The organism is Pseudomonas sp. TH32 (genome assembly GCF_016650855.1).
Classification (GTDB): Bacteria; Pseudomonadota; Gammaproteobacteria; order Pseudomonadales; family Pseudomonadaceae; genus Aquipseudomonas.
This window is the reverse complement of the sequence record NZ_JAEKFA010000002.1, coordinates 1,878,930-1,898,352: the sequence shown is the minus strand read 5'-3', so window position 1 is coordinate 1,898,352 and position 19,423 is coordinate 1,878,930. Positions and strand designations below refer to the sequence as shown.

Here is a 19,423-nt window from a genome sequence, read left to right as displayed (position 1 = left end):
TGCCGAACGGGGCCAAAAAACTCCCCTGCCGGATGCGAACGAATGCTATTTTTAGGGCTCACGACGGCCAGGACCAGTGACGGTCATGGCGCCCCTGCAGCGAGCTAAAGGAAGCGCTCAATGAACAAGGTGGGCAACATGAATAAAGTGACGTTCCCCAACGCCTGCCAGTTGATGCGCTGGCATTTTCATCCCATGGGCTTTGAGGCGAGCATGGACGCTCCCGGCAGCATGATCGCCCGCCTGTTCGACCGCGCCAGCGGAGAAACCCTGATTGCGATTGCCGGCATTCCCTGCGCCACGGTAATGAATGCCGCCGACGTGGAGCGGATCATTGAAGCCGTCGAGGATGAGCTGGAGTCGTTTGTGCCGCCGCTGTCGTTGCGGGCTTAGTCGCTGCGGGCATAAAAAAGGGCCACCCTGGGGTGGCCCTTTTTCATTTTCGCTGATCATCAAAAAACGCTTTGTCCTCGGCCACCCGGTCCGATGCTTTCGGCACGTTTACCCCTTGGCCGTCCTGCGCTTCGACATACCAGTAGCAATGGCTCACCGCCCGGGTAATCCCCACATAGGCCAGGCGCAGCACTTCGTCTTTTTGCGCGCTGTCGTAAGGCTCGGTATCGCCGTCCTTGCCCAGGCCTGCCATGCGGTAGACCTGATTCTTGTACGGCGAACTGGTCAAATGCTGGCAATCTCCCAACAGGAACACCGTATCCGCCTGCAAGCCCTTGGCGCTGTGATAGGTCAGTTGCTTGAGCCGACGAGCATCGTACGGCAAGCTAGAATCCAGATTAACTACAGACTGAATATGCTCTTGTATCAATAGTTTATCGCTGCTTTTTCGATACAGCATTAATATCGAATCACCCTTTTGATAGTGCGCCAGCAGTTGCTGGCCCAGGGCCGCGTCATCCCGATCACGCACGGTCACCGGCACCAGCGCCTTCGGGCTTCCGCTCGCCCTGGCTTTCTTGCCGCTGATGGCCGGGGCGGCCCGTACGATGTGTTCGGCGGCATCGATAACGTGCTGATGGCTGCGGTAGTTCTCGCCCAGCATTACCCGTGTGGTCGCCGGAGACGGGAATTCCTTGTTGAATTCCATGAAGTACTTGGGCGAACTGCCCCGCCAGCCGTAGATCGACTGCCAGTCATCCCCCACGCACAGCAGCGAAGAACGCTGGGCGCCACGCCCTACGTGCATGGCCGGGCCACGGCTGCGAATCTCCCGCAGGCTGGCGCGGATCCACGAGACAATCTGCGGCGACACGTCCTGGAACTCGTCGATCATCAGGTGCGACATCGGTCGCAGCAGGCCGTCGCTCAGCAGCTTGAGGTTTTCCGGGGTGTTTTCGCCAAACAGCGAGAACATCCGGTTATAGGTCATGACCGGTGGCGACTGGTCCAGCAGATGATCTTCCAGGGCTTTCCAGAAGATGCTCAGGGCCTCGAAGTAAAAGCGGTCCGGGTCATCCTTGGCAAAACTCATCTTGCCCACGGCCGTGGGCACGTCCAGCCCCAGGTTTTCGATAAACCCGGCGGCGGCGATAAAGCTGTCCAGCAGTGGCGCGGAACTCAGCTCGCCCTTGACCTTGTAATCGAAGCCCGGGCCCGCTGTTGCGTCGCCCGCCAGACTGCTCAAAAGCCGCTTGGATGAATCGTAGCTTTCAAGCCATATCAATGGCTTACGGCAGAAAGCTTGAAACAGCGTGCGCTTGACCGCCCACTCTGCGCGTACCGACAGCTTTGAGCCCGGGCGGCTGACCTGGGCGTTTTCCCGAGGGTCGAAGCCGAGTACCACCCAGGCATCGAGTTCGGCGATGTAGCCGTGGCAGTGAAACTGCGCGCCGTTGATATCGAAAGTCTGGCGATTGGGCTCAATGCCCTTGATCGGCCAGGCGCCCGCTCGAAACCACAGGTCTTCGATCACGTCGCAGAGTTCTTCATCGCGCTTGGCCGCCAGTTCGGTCACGGCCACGCGTTTTTGCACGTCCGGATGGTCGCGCTCCAGCTCCTTGAGCTGCAGGGCATGGCGCGCCAACGGGGCAATCAGCTCGCGGAAGCGTTCGTGACGGCCGTGCAGCTGGTGATAGCAGGCGTTCAACTGCTGGCGCTGAGCGTCGTTGATGCGCAGTTCGAACGGATTGCTGTCGGCTTCGTCAAACCCCGCTTCGGTGCGGGCGTTGAGGTTCTCAAAGGCTTGCAGGCGCTCAAGGCCCGGCAGGCTGCGCACCATCGGCAGAATGCGCGAGTGAAAGGTGCGCACCACCGCTTGCGCCTCTTTCATCCCAAGGGGTTGGCCCCACAAGGCGAGAATGTCCATGAGCTTGTTGATGAAGTCTTTGCGCGACTCGCGGGTGAAGGTCACCACCGTCATCGAGCTGAGTTCAAAGCCCAGGTAATGGGTCAGCAGCAGGATACGCAGCACCAGCGAAGTGGATTTGCCGGCGCCGGCACCGGCAATCACCGAAGTGGACGGCGTATCACTGAAAATCATCTTCCATTGGGCCGCGCTTGGCTGGGCATGCGCCGGCAGCAGGCGCGCCACATCGGCCTTGATGCGTTTTTTCAGCTCGGCGGTCAGCGGCAGGCGCCAGTCGTCGAACAAGTCGTCGTCGACGCCCGGCGCGGTGTGTTCATCCGGGCGGAAGTCGCGAATCAGCAAGACCTGGCGGCCCTCTTCAATGCCATCCGCCTTGCCTTCCTGGTAACCGTACTCCACACCAGCCGTGTGGCCGCTGCGAAAGCCATCGGCCTGGCCATGCAGCCATGAAAAACGGTGCTGAGCGCGCAGCCGCGTCAGGCCGTGACCGAATAATCGGGCGGCAAGCCGTTTCAACAGGGGCATTTCGGCCAGAGGCCGCAGTTCGGGAGGCAGATCGGGGGTGTGTTGCGGCACGCGGACTCCTGCGATGCTTTAACTCGGACAAGAGCCCTATGTTCGCCGCAAATGCCCCTCAGTTCCAGCCAATTACTTTGCGCTCAGGCAGTTAGGCGATGAAGTGAAGACAAGCCCTGAGCATCGGCATCGAAGCATTCGATAGGAATCCTGCATTTTTTACGCTTTTTATCGATCTGGCGCTGATGGATCATGGCCCCATCCACAGGAGACGATCATGCTTGAACTTCGACCTTTCAACACGCTGGGCGGCGCCAATCACGGCTGGCTGGACGCTCACCACCACTTTTCCTTTGCCGAATACCACGACCCCAAGCGTATGCACTGGGGCAACCTGCGGGTATGGAACGATGACCTCATTGCACCGGGCACCGGCTTCCCGCAGCACCCGCACCGCGACATGGAAATCATCACCTACGTGCGGGAAGGCGCCATCAGCCATGCCGACAACCTGGGTAACAAGGGCCGTACCGAGGCCGGCGATGTTCAGGTAATGAGCGCAGGCACCGGGATCGCCCACAGCGAATACAACCTGGAAGCCACGCCGACGAAGATTTTCCAGATCTGGATTATTCCCAACGAGGCGGGTTTACCGCCGTCGTGGGGCGCCAAGCCGTTTCCGAAAGGTGATCGCGAAGGGTTTGTGACCCTGGCCAGCGGCAAGGCCGGAGACAGCGAAAGCCTGCGCATTCGTGCCGATGCTCGCCTGGTGGCGGCCAACTTGAAAGCCGGTGAAAGTGCCGAGTATCGGCTGGACAACGGGCGTCGGGCGTACCTGGTGCCGGCGACCGGGGTGATTGAAGTCAATGGCTTGCGTGCACACGCTCGAGACGGTGTGGCGATTGAGGATGAACAGGTGTTGCGGGTGACGGCGGTTGAAGACAGCGAGATCGTGTTGGTCGACCTGGCTTGACTGAATTTAAATGTGGCGAGGGAGCTTGCTCCCGCTGGGGTGCGAAGCGGCCCCAAAATCTTGGGAGCGCTACGCGCTCCAGCGGGAGCAAGCTCCCTCGCCACAGGTTAATCAGTCACAGGTGCAATTGGGGTGTCAGTTAGACGAGATCGCCCCGTCCACCAACACCTGCGCCTCTTCCACCAGTTGCTTGAGGTGGTCTTCACCGATAAAGCTCTCGGCGTAGATCTTGTAGATGTCCTCGGTGCCCGAAGGCCGCGCGGCGAACCAGCCGTTTTCGGTCATGACTTTCAGCCCGCCAATCGCCTGGTCGTTACCCGGCGCGTGGCTGAGAATCTGCTGGATGCTTTCCCCTGCCAGTTGCGTGGACGTCACCTGGTCCGGCGACAACTTGCCCAGCAAGGCTTTCTGCGCCGGTGTCGCCTTGGCGTCCACCCGGATGGCGAACGGCTCGCCCAGCGCGTCAGTCAAGCCGCGGTAGATCTGGCTCGGGTCCTGGCCTTTGCGTGAAGTCATCTCTGCGGCCAGCAGTGCCGGGATCAAACCGTCCTTGTCGGTGCTCCAGACGCTGCCGTCCTTGCGCAGGAACGAGGCGCCGGCGCTTTCTTCGCCGCCAAAGCCGAGGGAGCCGTCGAACAGGCCGTCGGCAAACCACTTGAAGCCCACCGGCACTTCGTACAGGCGGCGGCCGATGCGTTTGGCCACGCGATCGATCAAGCCGCTGCTGACCACGGTCTTGCCCACGGCGGCATCCGCGCGCCACTCAGGACGGTTCTGGAACAGGTAGTCGATGGACACCGCGAGGTAGTTGTTCGGCGCCAGCAGGCCGCCGGTTGGCGTCACGATGCCGTGGCGGTCGTGGTCCGGGTCGCAGGCGAAGGCCACGTCGTAACGGTCCTTGAGGCCGATCAGGCCTTGCATGGCGTAGCTGGAGGATGGGTCCATGCGGATCTGGCCATCCCAGTCGACGCTCATGAAGCGGAAGGTCGAATCGACTTCGGTGTTCACCACGTCCAGGTTCAGGCGGTGATGCTCGGCGATGGCCGACCAGTAGCGCACCCCTGCGCCGCCCAGCGGATCCACGCCCAGGCGCAGGCCGGCGTTGCGGATCGCGTCAAAGTCGATGACGTTGACCAAGTCGGCCACGTAGGTGTTGAGGTAGTCGTGACGATGGGTGGTGTCAGCCTTCAGCGCCTGGGCGTGAGTGATGCGTTTGACCCCGGCCAGTTTATTGGCCAGCAGTTCGTTGGCCTTGGCTTCGATCCATTTGGTGATGTGAGTATCGGCCGGGCCACCGTTAGGCGGGTTGTACTTGTAGCCGCCGCTTTGTGGCGGGTTATGGGACGGCGTGATCACGACGCCGTCGGCCAGGCCGCTGGTACGGCCACGGTTGTAGCAAATAATGGCGTGGGAAATCGCCGGTGTCGGGGTGTACTCATCGCCTTCGGCAAGCATCACGTGCACGCCGTTGGCCGCCAGCACTTCCAGGGCGCTGGCGCCCGCCGGGGTGGACAGCGCATGGGTGTCCAGGCCAACGAACAACGGACCGTTGATGCCTTGGGCCTCACGGTAAAGGCAGATGGCCTGGCTGATGGCAAGCACGTGCCATTCGTTGAAGCTCAGGTCGAACGAGCTGCCCCGGTGCCCGGAGGTACCAAAGGCGACGCGCTGGGTGGAGATCGCTGCATCAGGCTGGCCGGTGTAATAGGCCGTTACCAGTCGCGGGATGTCTACCAGCAGTTGAGCTGGTGCCGGCTTGCCCGCAAAAGGACTGAGAGTCATGCATAAACCTCTGAAAAAGAAGGATTCGGAAAAAGAGTGCAGTTTACTGGGAGTTTGACTGCTCCGCGACGTTATAAATCCTACAACAATCAGCGATATTTCATTCTCATTCGGTCTGCGCCTGCGTCAATGCCAGGGCCAGGTCGCTCAGGGCGTTCCCCAGGTTGTACGCCCCGTCGAACGTGTGACTGAGCCGCAGGTGCTGGCGATGCAGGCCACTGATGCTGAACAGCTCGCCTGGCGCTATCACCACCTGCCGGCCGAGCAGCCGTTGAAACACCTGGCGCATGTCCACCGCCGCCCGGGAGCGCAACCAGAAGGTCGCGCCCGCCGCCGGCATTTGGTAAGTCACGTGATCCGCCAGGTGCTCGTCCAGGCGCTGGCTCATTCGCCAGGCCTGGTCTTTGAGCTGGGGTCGCAACTCCCGCAGATGCTGGTCGATCCGCCCGCTCTGATAGAGCCGGGCAATGGCGCGCTGGCGGATGGACGACAGCCGGAACGCACGCAGCAGGAACTGGCGCTGCAACTCGCTGCCGAGGTGGCGCGACAGCAAATATCCAAAGGGCGCTTCCGGCCCGAGCACTTTCTCGAAGGTGGAAAACACCATCAGTCGCTCGGGGTTGGCCAGGTCCCGCAGCGCAGTGATCGGCTGTTCGAAGCCAAGGTCGCCATGGCTGTCATTTTCTAACAACCAGCACCCATGCCGGTCCAGCAGCCGTACCAATTGCATGCGGTCATGGTTGGACAAGAGGACGCCCGACGGCAGGCTGACGCCTGATGACAGCAGCGCCAGTTGCACCGGTTCATTGTTGAGCAACTGCTCCAGCAGCGTCAGGTCCAGGCCGTCGTCCGCCGTGAACGGCAATTCGATGATCCTCACCCCCGCCCCCTGCAACAACCGCAGAATCAGCCAGTCACAGGGTGATTCCACGATAACGGCGGCGCCCTTGAGCCCCAGCACCTCAATCAGGATCTCCAGCACCCCGCGCAGGTCGGCGCCGATGTACACCTCGTCCGCCTGCCAACAACGGGTGGGCGACGAGGTATAGCGCGCCGCCAGGGCTGCACGCAGTTCCCAGACGCCGCACGGCTGCGACCATGGCTGCAAATGGCGCGGGTAATGACGCAACAGTTCGCGTTCCAGCAGCAGCAGCGCCCCGTCCAGAGACACCCCAAGCGCCGGTTCGTCGGCGCTGAGGACCAGCATGCCCGGGCGCCGTGCATTCGCATAAAGCCTTTCCAGCAGGTCACCACCACTGCTGCCGGGCGGTTTATTCAGCACTGGCCAGGCGTAATAGCCAGACTTGGCCACCGAATAGACCCGGCCTTCCTTCTCCAGCAATGAATACGCGTATTGAATGGTCGAGATCGACACGTTCAGGCGCTCCGACAGTTGCCGCAACGACGGCAACTTCACCCGGGCATCGGTGCCGACCTCGTTGATGAGGTTGATCATGTAGCGATACACCGCCTGGTAGGCGAAGTCGGTTTGCCTGTCATCCTTGAAGCTCATCGCCGTCCACCCACCGTCACCCATGGCGCCACCCGCTTAACGCCCGGACAGTTGGCAGGTTGCAATGGCGGGCGCGACTTGTTGCGGCGCCGTGGCCATGCACGGAACTTCCGTGGCAGGCCGCTTGCGATAAAGGTGTTGCAGCAAGTCGATCGGTAACCCGCTGATGTCGGTAGCCCATTGCCCGAGCATCTCGGCCACCGGTTTGCCTTGCAGTGCCTTGTGCAGCTCAGGGAGTGCCACCAGCATGCCGGGGTGGCATTGGCGCAAAAAGCTGTCGAGGCGTTCGCCATGACGGATAAACGGCGAAAACATCAGGCAGTTCAGTTGATTTTCGTCCAGGCCAAACAGCTCCTGGGTGTAGCCGGCTGCCAAGGCACGCCCTTCCTGGGTCGCCGCCTGGGCAATCAGCTGTTCGGGCATCTGCTTGCGCCGCATGAACGGCATGGCCTGCTGCACAAAGCCCGCTACGCCCTCCGCATAGTCCAGTTCCCGCAGGCACTCGGCTTGCAGGCCGCGCAGATGGGCCATCAGCAACGGATTCACGTAGGCCGGATGACTGTGATGAAAGCCGAACTCGTCCGGCTGGTAGGCCAGAAACTGGCGCACCAAAGGCCCGGACGAGTATTCGACCGCTTCCACGAGGTCGGCAATGCCGATATAGGCGATGTGGCGGTGGTCGTCCTTCTCGGCCATTTCGGCGACTTCGTGGTGCTCGCCGTACAGGTCGCAGTAATAGCCGTTACTCCACTCGTCCATGCGCGCGAACAACCCGCTGAGCACCAGGGGTTGCCGCGCGGGAACCGCTACGCCGGCCGACAGCGCAGCCTTCTTCAGCCACGCCAGGTACGCGCGCTGCTTGCGTGTGGAGTCACCGCTGACCAGTGCATGCACGCCGCCATTCCAGGTGCTCACGCGCTGGTAAAAGTCACCGAGGGCCAGGTAGCCGTCATTGCACAGCGTCTGGCGAAGATCCCCGGAGGTCAGGTGGCCCACCATCAACAGGTTGCGCCGGCTGGTGTCGCGCGCTACGCCGGAGGCCGGCCGCAGATGATTGAACGGCAACACCTCCTGATTCTCCACCATCAGCAGTTCGACACGCGGATCGTCATGCAGAAACAGCGCGCTGTAGCCGCGATGCAGGGTGTCCAGCGCGGTTTGCGTCATCCCGGCATGGCGCAAGGTGGCGACGCGCAATTGAAAGGTGCGCGGCGTGCGGCCCGCGAGGGTCAACTGCGCCGCACGCAGCAACGCCAGTGCATAGCTGCTGCCGGCGCCTGTGCCATGGGCGACCAATACCTTGTACTCACCGATCCGCTCCATGCCACCTGCTGCCACGACGATGCGTTGAATCAACAACTGAAGCGAGGTGCGTTCTGTTCGAGAAAAATGCCCTACCAAGCGTTGCAATACTTGTTGATAGACATAGTTCATGGCTTGCTCGTGAATAGCGCTCATAGTTCTACTACCTGAGTTGAAATATCAGTTTCGGGCAACCGTTAACGGCACTTGCCGGACCTGTTGTTTCTGTAGGGGGCGTTGTCTATTGCAACATGTGACATTCAATGAAGATTAGCACCGGGCCATACCCGCCGAGGGGCACTTCGAGGGGCTTCCAGCCCCGGAAACGCCCGGCATCGCGGCGCGCAGCTCAACCGGGCAGCCCTAGGAATGCTCTTACAACTTCCTACGCTGTTTTAACTTGGAAACTAAAGAAGCATCCGACACAAGCAACTTTAATAATGGTTTTCCGCCGGGACAGGCACACGGAACGTTATTGGGTTTAACGGATGCACAGGGTGATTTCAGATATTCAATCATTGCTCAATCCTTGAGATGAAAGTGACCGGGCAATTATCAGCGCTTGAATAATGATTAACAGATACAGAACCCGAGCTAAAACCAGTTCAGATGGGCGCATGCAGTGGGTCTGGAGCGTCCAGACACGACAACGCCGCGCTGGGATTCAGGGCGGCGTCAGGGGGAGGCAGCTGATTTACCGGGCTGAAACGCTTAAGTCCCGGTTTAAACGGCGAGCAGGTTAAATCCTGTCAAATGGCGCATTTGCCCCATGCGCCCGGAGGCAGGAATACTCGCTTGAGAATATTCCCACAGATCAAACAGCTTCTACCTGCAAGGCAACACGCTCGCGGCATGGACATTCATCCATATAGCGGTGCGCTTCGACGAATTGGCTGAAGGGAAATACCGTGGTTTTCAGCGGTATCAGCACCTTGTCGGCCGTCAGTTGGTTGATATCACGCAGGGCGCGCTGCAAGGCTACCTGGTCCTGGATGATGCCCAGTTCCGGTTTGCCAGTGAAGTTGCCGATACAGTGCACAAAGAACTGAATGTTCTTCTGGAACGCCGCACAGGCCGGGAATGGCGTCTGGTTGCCACCTTGCAGGCCATACAGCACCAGGCTGCCACGGGGCGCCAATACGTCGCCCAGCAGCGACATCTGCGGGCCACCCAAGCCATCGAACACCACGTCAACGCCGCGGTTATCGGTGAACTTGTTGACTTGCATCAGCAGGTCCTGTTCTTCGGTGACGATGACCTTCTCTGCCCCGAGGGACAGCAGGTACTCACGCTCGTCGCTGGTCTTGGTCGCGGCAATCACCCGTACACCCAGGGCTTTGCCCAGTTGCACGAACGACGGGCCGGCACAGTGGCTGGCGTCTGTCACCAGGGCGAATTGCCCGGGTTTGACCCGCGCCAGGTCCATGTACGCAAAATAGGCAATCAGCAGCGGCGTGTAGTGCACGCTGGCTTCAATCGGGCTCAAGACATCCGGGTAACGGGTCAGGGCCGAACGGGGCAGGACGATCTGTTCGCCATACACCGGGTAATCATTGGGGCTTTCGGCCGGGAAGCTGGCGACCTTGTCACCCACTGCCAGGTCGTCGACACCCTCGCCAACCGCCACGACCACACCGGCCATTTCATGGCCCAGGCCTGATGGCAGGCGGGCATGGGACGACGCCAGGTTCTGGCGCCACAGGATGTCGTACCAACTGATGCCAATCGCCTCGACGCGCACCTGCACTTCGCCCGGTGCGGGCTTAGCGGCTGCATGCTCTTCGCATTTGAGCACCTCGGCCGGACCAAACTTGTGAAAACGGATCGTGCGGGACATCGCAAACCTCGTCAAAGTAACCTCTATTGCCATGAACTCTATCTGGGCTTTCGGAGCAAGACCACCGGTCGCCGTTAATAGTCGACATGCCTGTCATTGATTCCGCACGTACGGAAAACGTACCAAGCCATGTAGGAAAACTGAATTAGCCGGTGCAGAGTACCAGCCTTTCCCCGTAAGATTCATGCCGGTCATTGTTCTTATATGACCGCTCCCGTCAAGTTTACTGACGCCGCCTGGGACACAAGATGAACCGTAACGACCTGCGTCGTGTCGACCTCAACCTGTTAATCGTATTCGAAACCTTGATGCATGAGCGCAGTGTGACCCGCGCTGCCGAGAAATTGTTCCTTGGCCAGCCGGCCATCAGCGCGGCGTTGTCGCGCCTGCGCGGCCTGTTCGACGACCCGCTGTTCGTGCGTACCGGGCGCAGCATGGAGCCGTCGGCCCGTGCGGTGGAAATCTTCGCCCTGCTCTCCCCGGCCCTGGACTCGATTTCCACGGCCGTCAGCCGCGCGTCCGAATTCGACCCGGCCACCAGCACCGCCGTATTCCGCATCGGCCTGTCCGACGACGTCGAATTCGCCCTGCTGCCCCTGCTGCTCAAACGCCTGCGGGCCGAAGCCCCTGGCATCGTGCTGGTGGTGCGTCGGGTCAACTACATCTTGATGCCCGGCCTGCTGGCCTCCGGGGAAATCTCCATCGGCGTGAGCTACACCACCGATTTACCGGCCAACGCCAAGCGCAAGGTCCTGCGCCGCAGCAAACCGATGCTGCTGCGGGCCGACAGCATGCCGGGCTCCATGAGCCTGGACGACTTCTGCGCCCGCCCCCACGCCCTGGTGTCATTCGCCGGGGACTTGAGCGGTTTTCTGGATGAAGAACTGGAGAAACTCGGTCGCAAGCGCCACGTGGTGCTCGCGGTGCCGCAGTTCAATGGGCTGGGGACTTTGCTGGCGGGGACCGATATTGTCGCGACCGTGCCGGACTATGCCGCTGAAGCGTTGACTTCAGCCGGTGGCTTGCGGGCTGAGGAGCCCCCATTGCCGGTGCGCACGTTTGAATTGCACATGGCGTGGCGCGGCTCCCAGGACAATGATCCGGGGGAACGTTGGTTGAGGTCGCGGATTCAGATGTTCTTTGGGGATCCGGATAGTCTTTAAGGCCCCCCCTCACTGCGGTTGCTGGTGATGTATTCCTTGCCGAGGGCGTTTTTCGGATGGTGTCGGACGTGTAGCCCAGGCGCAGTTCCTGGCTGAACATGTCGCCAGCCTGGTTAAGCCGCAGCTAAAAAAGTGCAAAAAAAGGCGCCTTTTCAGGCGCCAAAAGGGCTACCGCACAATTTCATCATGCACCGGGCATCGGCAGGCCCGGCAGAACGGTCGTGGTACTACGCCGGCCGGAGCGTTTTCTGGAAGCGCGCCGGCTTGCGAAACAGTCGGAAATCATCGAATTTCTGCCCATAGATAAACGGCAGGTAAGCCTCCCCATCCGGCAGCACCTCCAGCCGTGGCACCGTCCAGCTAGACTCACCTTCGGTGTAATAAGCCGTGCCAACTGACACCACGGGAATGGTGTGAAGGGGGTCCAGCGCCGTTCCGCTGAGTTTCAAGGTCCCTGCCCCGACACGTTTTACCCGCAGGTTTTCCTGGTTCTTCATGCAATTCAAAATCGGCTCGTGCTGCAGGCCGTAACCCGAGGAGTGAGGCACCGCCTTGATTTCAAAATCGTAGGCTTCACTGCTTGAAGGACCGAGGTTTTCGCCAAACTCGGCCTCGATCTCGATCAAGCGTGCACCGTTACGCTCACAGAACCCATAGGCTTCGTGGCCATCGAGATAGACCTGGGCAATACCGGTTTTCTTCGCCTCCCCCACATCTCCCGACCGATCGTGACGGGCATGTCGCCACTCACAATCAACACCAGCATGGTGGTGCCTTCAAGCTCCTTGTACCGGCACTTGAGGGAAATGATGCCGCAGTCAAATTCACCGCACAGCTCGCTCTGCCAACGGGAAACGCTGGCAATCGCGGTGGGTGTTTCTGGCAGGTCGAAACACGGTGGCAGCACCGCACGCAAGAACTCGAATGTGGTTTCGAACTCTATCGACAGCGCCTCAATGGTGCAGCGCCCCTCAGACAGAATACGTTGAATTTCTTGAAGTTCTTCTTTGGTTTTGACAAAGCTCATGGCCGTCAATCTCCCTGGATTCAGGCTTTCAATTGTTGGATAACCGCTTCGGCCACGCCTTGCGAAGACGCCGGGTTCTGCCCGGTAATCAACGCACCGCTGACCACCACGTGGCGCTCCCAATCAAGGGTCTTGGAATACACCGCGCCACGCGCTTTCAAGTCCGTTTCGACGAGGTAGGGAACGGCTTTTTCCAGGCCTACGGCGGCCTCCTCACTGTCACTGAACGCCGTCACCTGCACACCTTCGACCAGCGGCCGGCCATCGCGCTTACGTGCGTCGAGCAGCGCGCAGCCTGCATGGCAGATGGTTGCAACCGGCTTGCCTTGGGCCAGAAGTGACTCGATAAGCGCAATGGAGTCGGGCTGATTACGCAGGTCCCACAACGGGCCGTGCCCACCGGGATAAACCGCGGCGCTGACCTGCGAATCGATAATCGCCGACAGTTTGATGGTAGAGCCCAGACGCTCCCTGAGAATGCCATCCGCCCCATAGCGTTTATACAAAGGGTGATCCTTGAAGGCGTCAATCGACAGCGGATCCACTGGCGCGCGCCCACCTTTTGGTGACGCCAGCCGGACCGAGAAACCCGCGTCGACAAAGGTGTAATACGGCACCAGAAACTCCTCGAGCCACAGCCCGGTGTCGCGGCCCGTATCGCCAAAGGAAGCATGCGAAGTCAAAACAAACAAAATACTCATCGAGCGCACCCCACAACGTAGTCATTGAAGACCGGGAATCAGGCAGCGGTCTGCTGTTCCCAAAGAGCCTGAGCACTGGACCAGGTCTGGTTCACGTCCTGACCGTCGGCGGTTCTCCAGGTGATGGGCCCCACCATTTGCAGAATGAATGTGGTGTCGGCAAGCATTTTGGTTTCTTCGTGTTCAGCGCCGGTCGCTTCATACAAGAACCCATGCTGGACACACAGCGCCCCACCCTTTTCCGGGCCTCCCCGCAGTTCGAGAATGCCTTCGAACACGTAGCCTTCTGCGGGGCCATGGTGAATGTGCGGCAACAGAATGGAGCCGTTGGGGCAGTAAAACATGACGGTCCAAATACCGAACTCAGGCGACACGTGCAGCAGTTTCCACTTCACCCCACCGGTATGGAATTGCTCGGGAAACGCCTGCCATTCGACTTGGTCAACCTGTACATAAGCGTCTTGTGGTTTTTGGATAAGGTTCATTTCAGGCCTCACGGTTTGTGTCTATCGGTGGGCACACGCTACAGGCAGGGTTCGGTTGGCCCTATCCAGAATCGGCAATGCACACGCCAGGCACCGTCCCGAAACACACCACCGTGGAGTTGCCAAAAATGGCTATCGACTTGGGGGTTCAGCCCTTAGCTTTCAGGGCGTAGATAACCCGGCGAGTGCGCCTCGCCCCTTCGAGGAATAAGAAGATGACTAAAACAATATCGGTTATAGGCACCGGCCTGATGGGCTCCGGATTAGCCAGCACGCTGCTTGCGGCGGGTCGCAAGGTCACTGTGTGGGACGGTCGCGCGCAGGCCGCCCAACCGCTGGAGGCAAAGGGCGCCGTCCTTGCACCCTCGTTCGAAGATGCCGTTCATGCCAGTGAGCTGATCATCATGATTATCAGCAGTGCGGCGGGCGGAGCCGCGCTTATTGAAAGCCACAGCGAGAGGCTGGACTTGAAGGGGCGCTTTGTGGCCAATCTCAGCACCTCCATGCCGGAAGACGGGCCTCGCTTTCGCGCCGTGGTTGAACGCTGCGGCGGTACCTTTATCAATGCGGCCATCTCCTCCTACCCTGACTTGATTGGCGGGCCTTACACGGCGATCCAATACGCCTGTGCGCCTTGCGCCTGGGATGAGATTGCGCAAACCGTTACGCCGATGGCACCGCAGGGCACCCTTTACACGGGTGAGGACCTCTCGGTGCCACCGATCGTCGATGCAGCCATGACCGGCAGTTTTTACGCGGTCGGCTTGGCAGGTTTCCTGGAGGCTGCGGCCTACGCCAAAACCCAGGGTGTGAGTGCCGGCCAACTGGCAGAGTTCGCAGACAAGATGCTCGACCTGCTGCGCTACAAGGTGCAAAAAGCATCAAGGAGATCGAGGCCAACGACTTCAGCACCATTCAGGCAACGGTGGACGTGTACCTGGATGCGGTCCTGCAATGGCGCGACGCACTCCAGGCCAACGGCCTGCGGGCCAGCCACATATCGGCCCTCGCCGACGACCTGAAGATTGCCCAGGACGCCGGCCATGGTGCCTTGGGCTTCAACTCGCAATACTTGGTAGCCGGTGCATAAGCCCCGGAACCGCTAAAAAGCCGGCCTCGAAAGGGCCGGCTTTTTCATGGCCGCCGCTTTAATGATGACGTCGACTCGCCCCCAAACGGCTGACCGTCTCGGAAGGCAACTCGCCAAAAAAATCCTGGTAGTACTTTGAGAAACGCCCCAAATGGCTGAAGCCGGAATCCAGGGCTGCGCCCTGGATGGTGTCTTGGGGTGAAGACATCAACAGCTTGCGGGCCATATTCAACCGTACCGACCTCAAGTAGTTCAGCGGCGTCATGCCCAACACGTCCTCGAAACTGTATTGAAGCGTACGGCGACTGATCCGTAGGTGATTGCAGAGGTCCAGCACGCCGATGTCTTCATCCTGGACACGCTGGGCAAAAAACTCACAGCTCTTTTCCACGATGTATGTCCGGGTGGACGGTGGAATCACCAGCCGGCTTGAACGATCGAAGTCAAGAATCTCCTGAACGCAGCCGAACACCCTCTCCAGGCTGGTGCTGAACGGTGTCAGCCCGATGCCTGCGTGAACGTCACTCAGATGCGATTTGAGGTTCACTTCGAAATCGACCTGGGTCGCCGGGGCAGGTTGAACGAATCGCTCGAACGGCTTGGACTCGCCGCCCAGGAATGTCTCCGTGTTGAAGCGCTCAAAAAAAGCCGCTTTGCTGACCGTCAACATCAGCGCTTCGATGGGCGCCTTGGCGACCGCATGGAATGAGCGCCCCGATGAGACATGGAAGGTGTTCGCATTGACGTACCGGCCATTGAGCAACACATCCTCAGCTGAGCGTACGTTGACGATGACGATCGAATCCAGCGGCACATGGCAGATCTGCTCCACACAGGGACTGTCCATCGTCTCGCGCGTGATCAGCACCTTCCCGGCAATGGAGTGGCTGGCGATGGCGCCGTGAAAAGGTGCCTTTTTCTCCAGCTGGTGGTAGCGGTTGTCATCCCATTCGCTCAGGCATCCCGCGTGCTCGAAGGCATCGTGGCTTTCCATAAAGCGGAACTGGTTAGCGTTGGGTGGGGTAAGAGTGGCCATGGTGCGATCTCGCAGTGTCTCAGGTGACGCCTGCCTGTATGCAAGCCTTGCGCCGTTTCACTATCACCCACTCCGAAATTTCGACTCATGGCAGAGGAAAGTGTCTAGAGCGCACCTTCCAGCCAGAGCACGAAACCCCCAGCGCATCCGAAGCCAGGGGCGGTGTGTGTCATCGCTCGACGCACTGACCACAAACTGGGTCGCCCGACCCATACAGGTGCGAATTTACTCAACCCCTATCGGTTGAACCGGGAACAAACTACCCACGCGGGCAGGCGGCCGGCTGTCGCCACTATCGGCAGACGGATTGCCAAAAACGGATACGAGGCGCCGGCTGGCCCGGCGTAGGCTGAAAACCGGTCGCATTAACCGGCGCCCGGCAACACTGAATACCGCTGCCATAATAATTCTCTAAAACAGCCAAAGCGGACGGCCTCGCAAGCACACGTCCAGAGAGCAACCACATGAGCAAAACTGATGTTGGACACGGCACAGGAATGATGACTACAAGCGAAAGCTTGAACACGGATCTGTTGAAACAACTGGAGGCCATGAACCAGCCTGAGCATACGCATTCCGAATGTTGGAGCAGCGCTGCCCCGCTCGTTAGAGAAGCTTCGTTGTGGATTCTCCTTGGTGCGACCCTGTGGATCGGCACCTTGATGGCGGTGGGAGCAACGGCATGAGCACGTCACAGAGTGTCGAACAAGAAGCGCTCGCGGGTCGGCTGCCGGTGCTGTCGGGCAACCGCGTGTACAAATCCTATGGCTCGTTCCTGTGGACCTGTTGTGCATTCAGCGCCGCCACCTGGGCCTTCCTGATTGGCAGTTACCTGCCGTATGTCGGGGATTGGCGGCTCGGGGTCATGGGCTACGTGATTGGCCTGATTATCGGCATGGCGCTGGTGTCGCTCGCGTCTGGCGTCCCCAGCTACAAATACGGCACCGACCCGATCGATACGGCCAAGGCATCGTTCGGCTATCGCGGCATCGTGGTGCCGTTGTTCGGTCTGATGGCCACCTTGATCGGCTGGTCTTATGTGGTCGAGGCGCTGACCGCCAGGGGTGCGGCAAACGTCGCAGCGACCGTCACAGGCACCCAGGTCACTGGCGACTCACATGAGCATCTGGTCATCGGTGTGGCGCTGCTGGCGTTGTTCGTTGTCTGGATCATCGCCTGCAAGGGGCCGAAATTCTTTGAGCGCCTCAATGGCTATATCGGCCCGTTGCACATGCTGATCACCTTGGTGATGTTCGGCATCCTAGTGCACAAGTTCGGCCTCGACAGCCTGTGGCACAACCAGGTGCCGCAGGACCAGATGCTCTCCCATGATCCCGTACAGGGCTTGGCACTTGCGGTCGAATTTGGCGTCTCCAACTCCATGACGTGGTGGCCGATCATGGGTGGCCTGACGCGACTGGTCAAAAGCAAACACCATGTCATGGGCCCCTCGATCATTGGCGTTGGCATCCTCGGTGCAGCCGTTGTCTCAACGGTCGCGGCCCTTGCGGCGATCAGCGCAGGCACCTATGACCCGACGATCTGGATGATTGCCGTTGGTGGGCCGGTGTTCGGATCCATTGTGATGAGCGTGGTTCTCACGGCCAACATTGCGACCATGGTGGTGATGATGTACCTGGCCGGGGTTTCCATTCAGCAGGTGAAGTTCTTCGCGCGATTGAAATGGGAACTGCTGCTCGCGCTGCTCCTGCTGCCCGGCGTGTACTTTGCCTTCGAAACCGAATGGCTGCTGTCCAAGGTGATGAGTTGGCTGTCGTACAACGGCGTGATGTTCGTCGGCATCTCAGGCATCACCTTGGTGGACTACTTCATTCTGCGACGCGAACAACTGGACGCGCCCAGCCTGTTCGCCACACGTAACAGCCATTACGCCTACTGGGGCGGGGTCAACTGGATCGCCGTCGGCATCAGCATCGTGGCCGTGGTGGGCTACCTGGCGATGTACGATCCGGTGACGGTGGCGATGAACGGGTGGTTCCGCTACCTCGGCGCGTCCATTCCGGTCATCGCCCTCTCGGGCGCCGCGTATTACCTGGCGGTAAGGCTCATCGTGGCGCCATTGGGCAAAGGTCACTACACAAAAGGAACGGCGCTCAGTAGCCGCCCCACACTTGACCCTATCCCAGGGCCCGGCGCCATGAAGGTCAGCCTCTAACGCCCTGCTGCAATCCAGCCCATGCCCAGCTTCCGCTGACCCGGCATATGGTTCCCTTTCGGGGCGTCTTATTGGCGCCCTTTTTTTTGCGGTGCACATAGTTACCTATACCCAAAGAAGGCGCTGCGCATGCCATCGATTTATTCAATAAAATTCAGGATGCTCGCCCTGACGGGCCTTTGCCTGCTAACCATGCTGGCAAGCGTCATAGCCATCAACCTCTATCAAGGCAAAATCTCCTCCAAAGAGATCAGAAAGCAAAGCGCCGAACTTTTGGAAATTGCCGCGCGCGACCAATTGATCGGTACCGGTAAAGCCCAGCAATTACGTATCGAACACAAGTTCAGCAACGCCAACCAGATGGCGCAGCTTGTGGCGCTGCAAATGAGCACGCTGCGGGACCAGTACGCCGAGGGCAGTATCAACGCTGAAAACTTGCGCCGCAACATGGTTAAAAGTATCCATCAAGCGATCGTCTCCAACCCCGCCTTCCTGGGGTTGTACGTCGCGTTCGAACCCGGCCAGGCGGGCGGAGAGGATCTGGACTTCAAGGGCAAGGCTGAGTTCGGTTCAAACGAAACCGGACGTTTTTCAACCTACTACTCGCGTTACGGCAGCATTGACTTCGAACTGACTGCCCTGGACGAAAAAGCCATCAATGGCGACCAGCTCAACACCAGTGGCCAACCGATGAACTATTGGTACAGTTGTTCGAAAAGCACACTCAAGCCTTGCATCACCGCGCCTTACTTCGACACCTTGAATGGGCACACCGAAGGGCTGGTCTCGCTGGCTTTGCCTTATATGGAAAAGGGTAAATACATTGGGGTGCTGGTGGTGGATTTGAGCCTGAACGACCTTCAGGAACAAAGTGTGGAACTGGCTCGGGGCATCTACAACGGACACTCCACAGTGAGTGTCGTCAGCGATACCGGGATCATCGCCGCCAACAGCGCTTCAGCGAAAACAATGGGCAAGCCCGCTTCAGAAATCTGGCCGGATTATGGTGCCCGACTTGAGCGTGGAACTTTCGAATCGGGTGTGGTGCTGGCGCGTGAACAAGACAATTACCAACTGTCACTGCCCTTCTCGCCTATTGAAAATTCCGCCCCCTGGGCCGTAAAGATCGATGTGCCTTGGGATACGCTCATGGCCCCCTCCGAGAAACTGGCAGACCAGCTCGATACCAGACGGCATCTGAGTACGTGGCATATGCTGGTTTCGGCCTCCGTGCTGGGGGCCTTTGGACTGGCACTGTGTGCGCTGGTCATTCACAAATCGTTGCGGCCGCTTCATCTGATCACACAAATGATCAAGGACATCGCCAGCGGCGACGGCGACCTGACTCGGCGGATCAACTATTACCAGCCCAACGAACTGGGTGAGCTTTCAAACGGCTTCAACCGCTTTCTGGACCAGTTGCATCATTTGATCAAAGAGATCCATGCCGCTACGGGGCAAACGCGTGAGGCCACTCAGCATGCGGCAACGATTGCGCACGC

General features: G+C 59.6%; 14 protein-coding genes and 2 pseudogenes. 7 read left to right on the top strand and 9 right to left on the bottom strand.

Annotation, left to right across the window (positions count from 1 at the left end; translation table 11 throughout):
* Nucleotides 1–120 precede the first annotated feature (120 nt).
* Nucleotides 121–393 (top strand): DUF1652 domain-containing protein, encoded by a 273-nt coding sequence (locus JFV30_RS12275; RefSeq protein ID WP_003217129.1) that lies wholly within the window; start codon nucleotides 121–123, stop codon nucleotides 391–393.
* A gap of 43 nt (nucleotides 394–436) precedes the next feature.
* On the opposite strand, the gene JFV30_RS12270 is transcribed toward JFV30_RS12275, so the two are convergent.
* On the bottom strand, nucleotides 437–2,896 hold the full coding sequence (locus tag JFV30_RS12270; protein WP_201123978.1) for a UvrD-helicase domain-containing protein: 2,460 nt from the start codon (nucleotides 2,894–2,896) through the stop codon (nucleotides 437–439).
* 217 nt (nucleotides 2,897–3,113) lie between these two features.
* On the opposite strand from JFV30_RS12270, the gene JFV30_RS12265 reads away from it, so the two are divergent.
* The gene (locus JFV30_RS12265; RefSeq protein ID WP_201123975.1) at nucleotides 3,114–3,809 is read left to right on the top strand and encodes a pirin family protein; all 696 of its coding nucleotides are present in this window, start codon (nucleotides 3,114–3,116) and stop codon (nucleotides 3,807–3,809) included.
* 135 nt (nucleotides 3,810–3,944) lie between these two features.
* On the opposite strand, the gene pgm is transcribed toward JFV30_RS12265, so the two are convergent.
* From pgm to JFV30_RS12245, 4 genes are all read right to left on the bottom strand, one after another.
* Entirely contained in the window at nucleotides 3,945–5,591 is a 1,647-nt protein-coding gene (gene pgm, locus JFV30_RS12260) for a phosphoglucomutase (alpha-D-glucose-1,6-bisphosphate-dependent) (RefSeq protein ID WP_201123972.1), read from the bottom strand.
* Nucleotides 5,592–5,697: 106 nt separating this feature from the next.
* A complete protein-coding gene (locus JFV30_RS12255; RefSeq protein ID WP_201126173.1) occupies nucleotides 5,698–7,104 on the bottom strand; it encodes an aminotransferase-like domain-containing protein in 1,407 nt (468 codons plus the stop codon).
* Nucleotides 7,105–7,140: 36 nt separating this feature from the next.
* A complete protein-coding gene (locus tag JFV30_RS12250; RefSeq protein WP_201123970.1) occupies nucleotides 7,141–8,562 on the bottom strand; it encodes a hypothetical protein in 1,422 nt (473 codons plus the stop codon).
* Between the two features lie 658 nt (nucleotides 8,563–9,220).
* On the bottom strand, nucleotides 9,221–10,243 hold the full coding sequence (locus tag JFV30_RS12245; RefSeq protein WP_017479702.1) for a zinc-dependent alcohol dehydrogenase family protein: 1,023 nt from the start codon (nucleotides 10,241–10,243) through the stop codon (nucleotides 9,221–9,223).
* 248 nt (nucleotides 10,244–10,491) lie between these two features.
* Between JFV30_RS12245 and JFV30_RS12240 the strand changes: the two genes are divergently transcribed.
* Nucleotides 10,492–11,406 (top strand): LysR family transcriptional regulator, encoded by a 915-nt coding sequence (locus JFV30_RS12240; RefSeq protein ID WP_003217142.1) that lies wholly within the window; start codon nucleotides 10,492–10,494, stop codon nucleotides 11,404–11,406.
* A gap of 227 nt (nucleotides 11,407–11,633) precedes the next feature.
* Here the strand turns inward: JFV30_RS12240 and JFV30_RS12235 are convergent.
* From JFV30_RS12235 to JFV30_RS12225, 3 genes and pseudogenes are all read right to left on the bottom strand, one after another.
* A pseudogene (locus JFV30_RS12235) lies at nucleotides 11,634–12,433 on the bottom strand (acetoacetate decarboxylase family protein).
* A gap of 20 nt (nucleotides 12,434–12,453) precedes the next feature.
* Entirely contained in the window at nucleotides 12,454–13,134 is a 681-nt protein-coding gene (locus JFV30_RS12230) for a type 1 glutamine amidotransferase domain-containing protein (RefSeq protein WP_201123968.1), read from the bottom strand.
* Nucleotides 13,135–13,172: 38 nt separating this feature from the next.
* On the bottom strand, nucleotides 13,173–13,619 hold the full coding sequence (locus JFV30_RS12225) for a cupin domain-containing protein (RefSeq protein WP_054046088.1): 447 nt from the start codon (nucleotides 13,617–13,619) through the stop codon (nucleotides 13,173–13,175).
* A 215-nt stretch (nucleotides 13,620–13,834) separates the two neighbouring features.
* Here JFV30_RS12225 and JFV30_RS12220 point away from each other — a divergent pair, with 215 nt between their 5' ends.
* Entirely contained in the window at nucleotides 13,835–14,641 is an 807-nt protein-coding gene (locus JFV30_RS12220) for an NAD(P)-binding domain-containing protein (protein WP_201123965.1), read from the top strand.
* Between the two features lie 126 nt (nucleotides 14,642–14,767).
* On the opposite strand, the gene JFV30_RS12215 is transcribed toward JFV30_RS12220, so the two are convergent.
* On the bottom strand, nucleotides 14,768–15,745 hold the full coding sequence (locus JFV30_RS12215; protein WP_201123962.1) for a helix-turn-helix domain-containing protein: 978 nt from the start codon (nucleotides 15,743–15,745) through the stop codon (nucleotides 14,768–14,770).
* 464 nt (nucleotides 15,746–16,209) lie between these two features.
* Here JFV30_RS12215 and JFV30_RS12210 point away from each other — a divergent pair, with 464 nt between their 5' ends.
* The 3 genes and pseudogenes from JFV30_RS12210 to JFV30_RS33640 all read left to right on the top strand — a co-directional run.
* Nucleotides 16,210–16,431, top strand: a complete 222-nt coding sequence (locus tag JFV30_RS12210; RefSeq protein WP_201123961.1) for a hypothetical protein — start codon at nucleotides 16,210–16,212, stop codon at nucleotides 16,429–16,431.
* A complete protein-coding gene (locus tag JFV30_RS12205; protein ID WP_242487062.1) occupies nucleotides 16,428–17,921 on the top strand; it encodes a cytosine permease in 1,494 nt (497 codons plus the stop codon). Before JFV30_RS12210 ends, JFV30_RS12205 begins: the two co-directional genes overlap by 4 nt.
* Before the next feature lie 129 nt (nucleotides 17,922–18,050).
* Nucleotides 18,051–19,334, top strand: a pseudogene (locus tag JFV30_RS33640) (PDC sensor domain-containing protein); the annotation flags it as partial.
* Nucleotides 19,335–19,423 lie beyond the last annotated feature (89 nt).

What these genes read in the sequence shown, in the direction of transcription:
- JFV30_RS12275 (WP_003217129.1), top strand. Translation starts at nt 121, where the DNA reads ATGAACAAGGTGGGCAACATGAATAAAGTGACGTTCCCCAACGCCTGC.
- JFV30_RS12265 (WP_201123975.1), top strand. Translation starts at nt 3,114, where the DNA reads ATGCTTGAACTTCGACCTTTCAACACGCTGGGCGGCGCCAATCACGGC.
- pgm (WP_201123972.1), bottom strand. Translation starts at nt 5,591, where the DNA reads ATGACTCTCAGTCCTTTTGCGGGCAAGCCGGCACCAGCTCAACTGCTG.
- JFV30_RS12255 (WP_201126173.1), bottom strand. Translation starts at nt 7,104, where the DNA reads ATGAGCTTCAAGGATGACAGGCAAACCGACTTCGCCTACCAGGCGGTG.
- JFV30_RS12250 (WP_201123970.1), bottom strand. Translation starts at nt 8,562, where the DNA reads ATGAGCGCTATTCACGAGCAAGCCATGAACTATGTCTATCAACAAGTA.
- JFV30_RS12245 (WP_017479702.1), bottom strand. Translation starts at nt 10,243, where the DNA reads ATGTCCCGCACGATCCGTTTTCACAAGTTTGGTCCGGCCGAGGTGCTC.
- JFV30_RS12240 (WP_003217142.1), top strand. Translation starts at nt 10,492, where the DNA reads ATGAACCGTAACGACCTGCGTCGTGTCGACCTCAACCTGTTAATCGTA.
- JFV30_RS12230 (WP_201123968.1), bottom strand. Translation starts at nt 13,134, where the DNA reads ATGAGTATTTTGTTTGTTTTGACTTCGCATGCTTCCTTTGGCGATACG.
- JFV30_RS12225 (WP_054046088.1), bottom strand. Translation starts at nt 13,619, where the DNA reads ATGAACCTTATCCAAAAACCACAAGACGCTTATGTACAGGTTGACCAA.
- JFV30_RS12220 (WP_201123965.1), top strand. Translation starts at nt 13,835, where the DNA reads ATGACTAAAACAATATCGGTTATAGGCACCGGCCTGATGGGCTCCGGA.
- JFV30_RS12215 (WP_201123962.1), bottom strand. Translation starts at nt 15,745, where the DNA reads ATGGCCACTCTTACCCCACCCAACGCTAACCAGTTCCGCTTTATGGAA.
- JFV30_RS12210 (WP_201123961.1), top strand. Translation starts at nt 16,210, where the DNA reads ATGAGCAAAACTGATGTTGGACACGGCACAGGAATGATGACTACAAGC.
- JFV30_RS12205 (WP_242487062.1), top strand. Translation starts at nt 16,428, where the DNA reads ATGAGCACGTCACAGAGTGTCGAACAAGAAGCGCTCGCGGGTCGGCTG.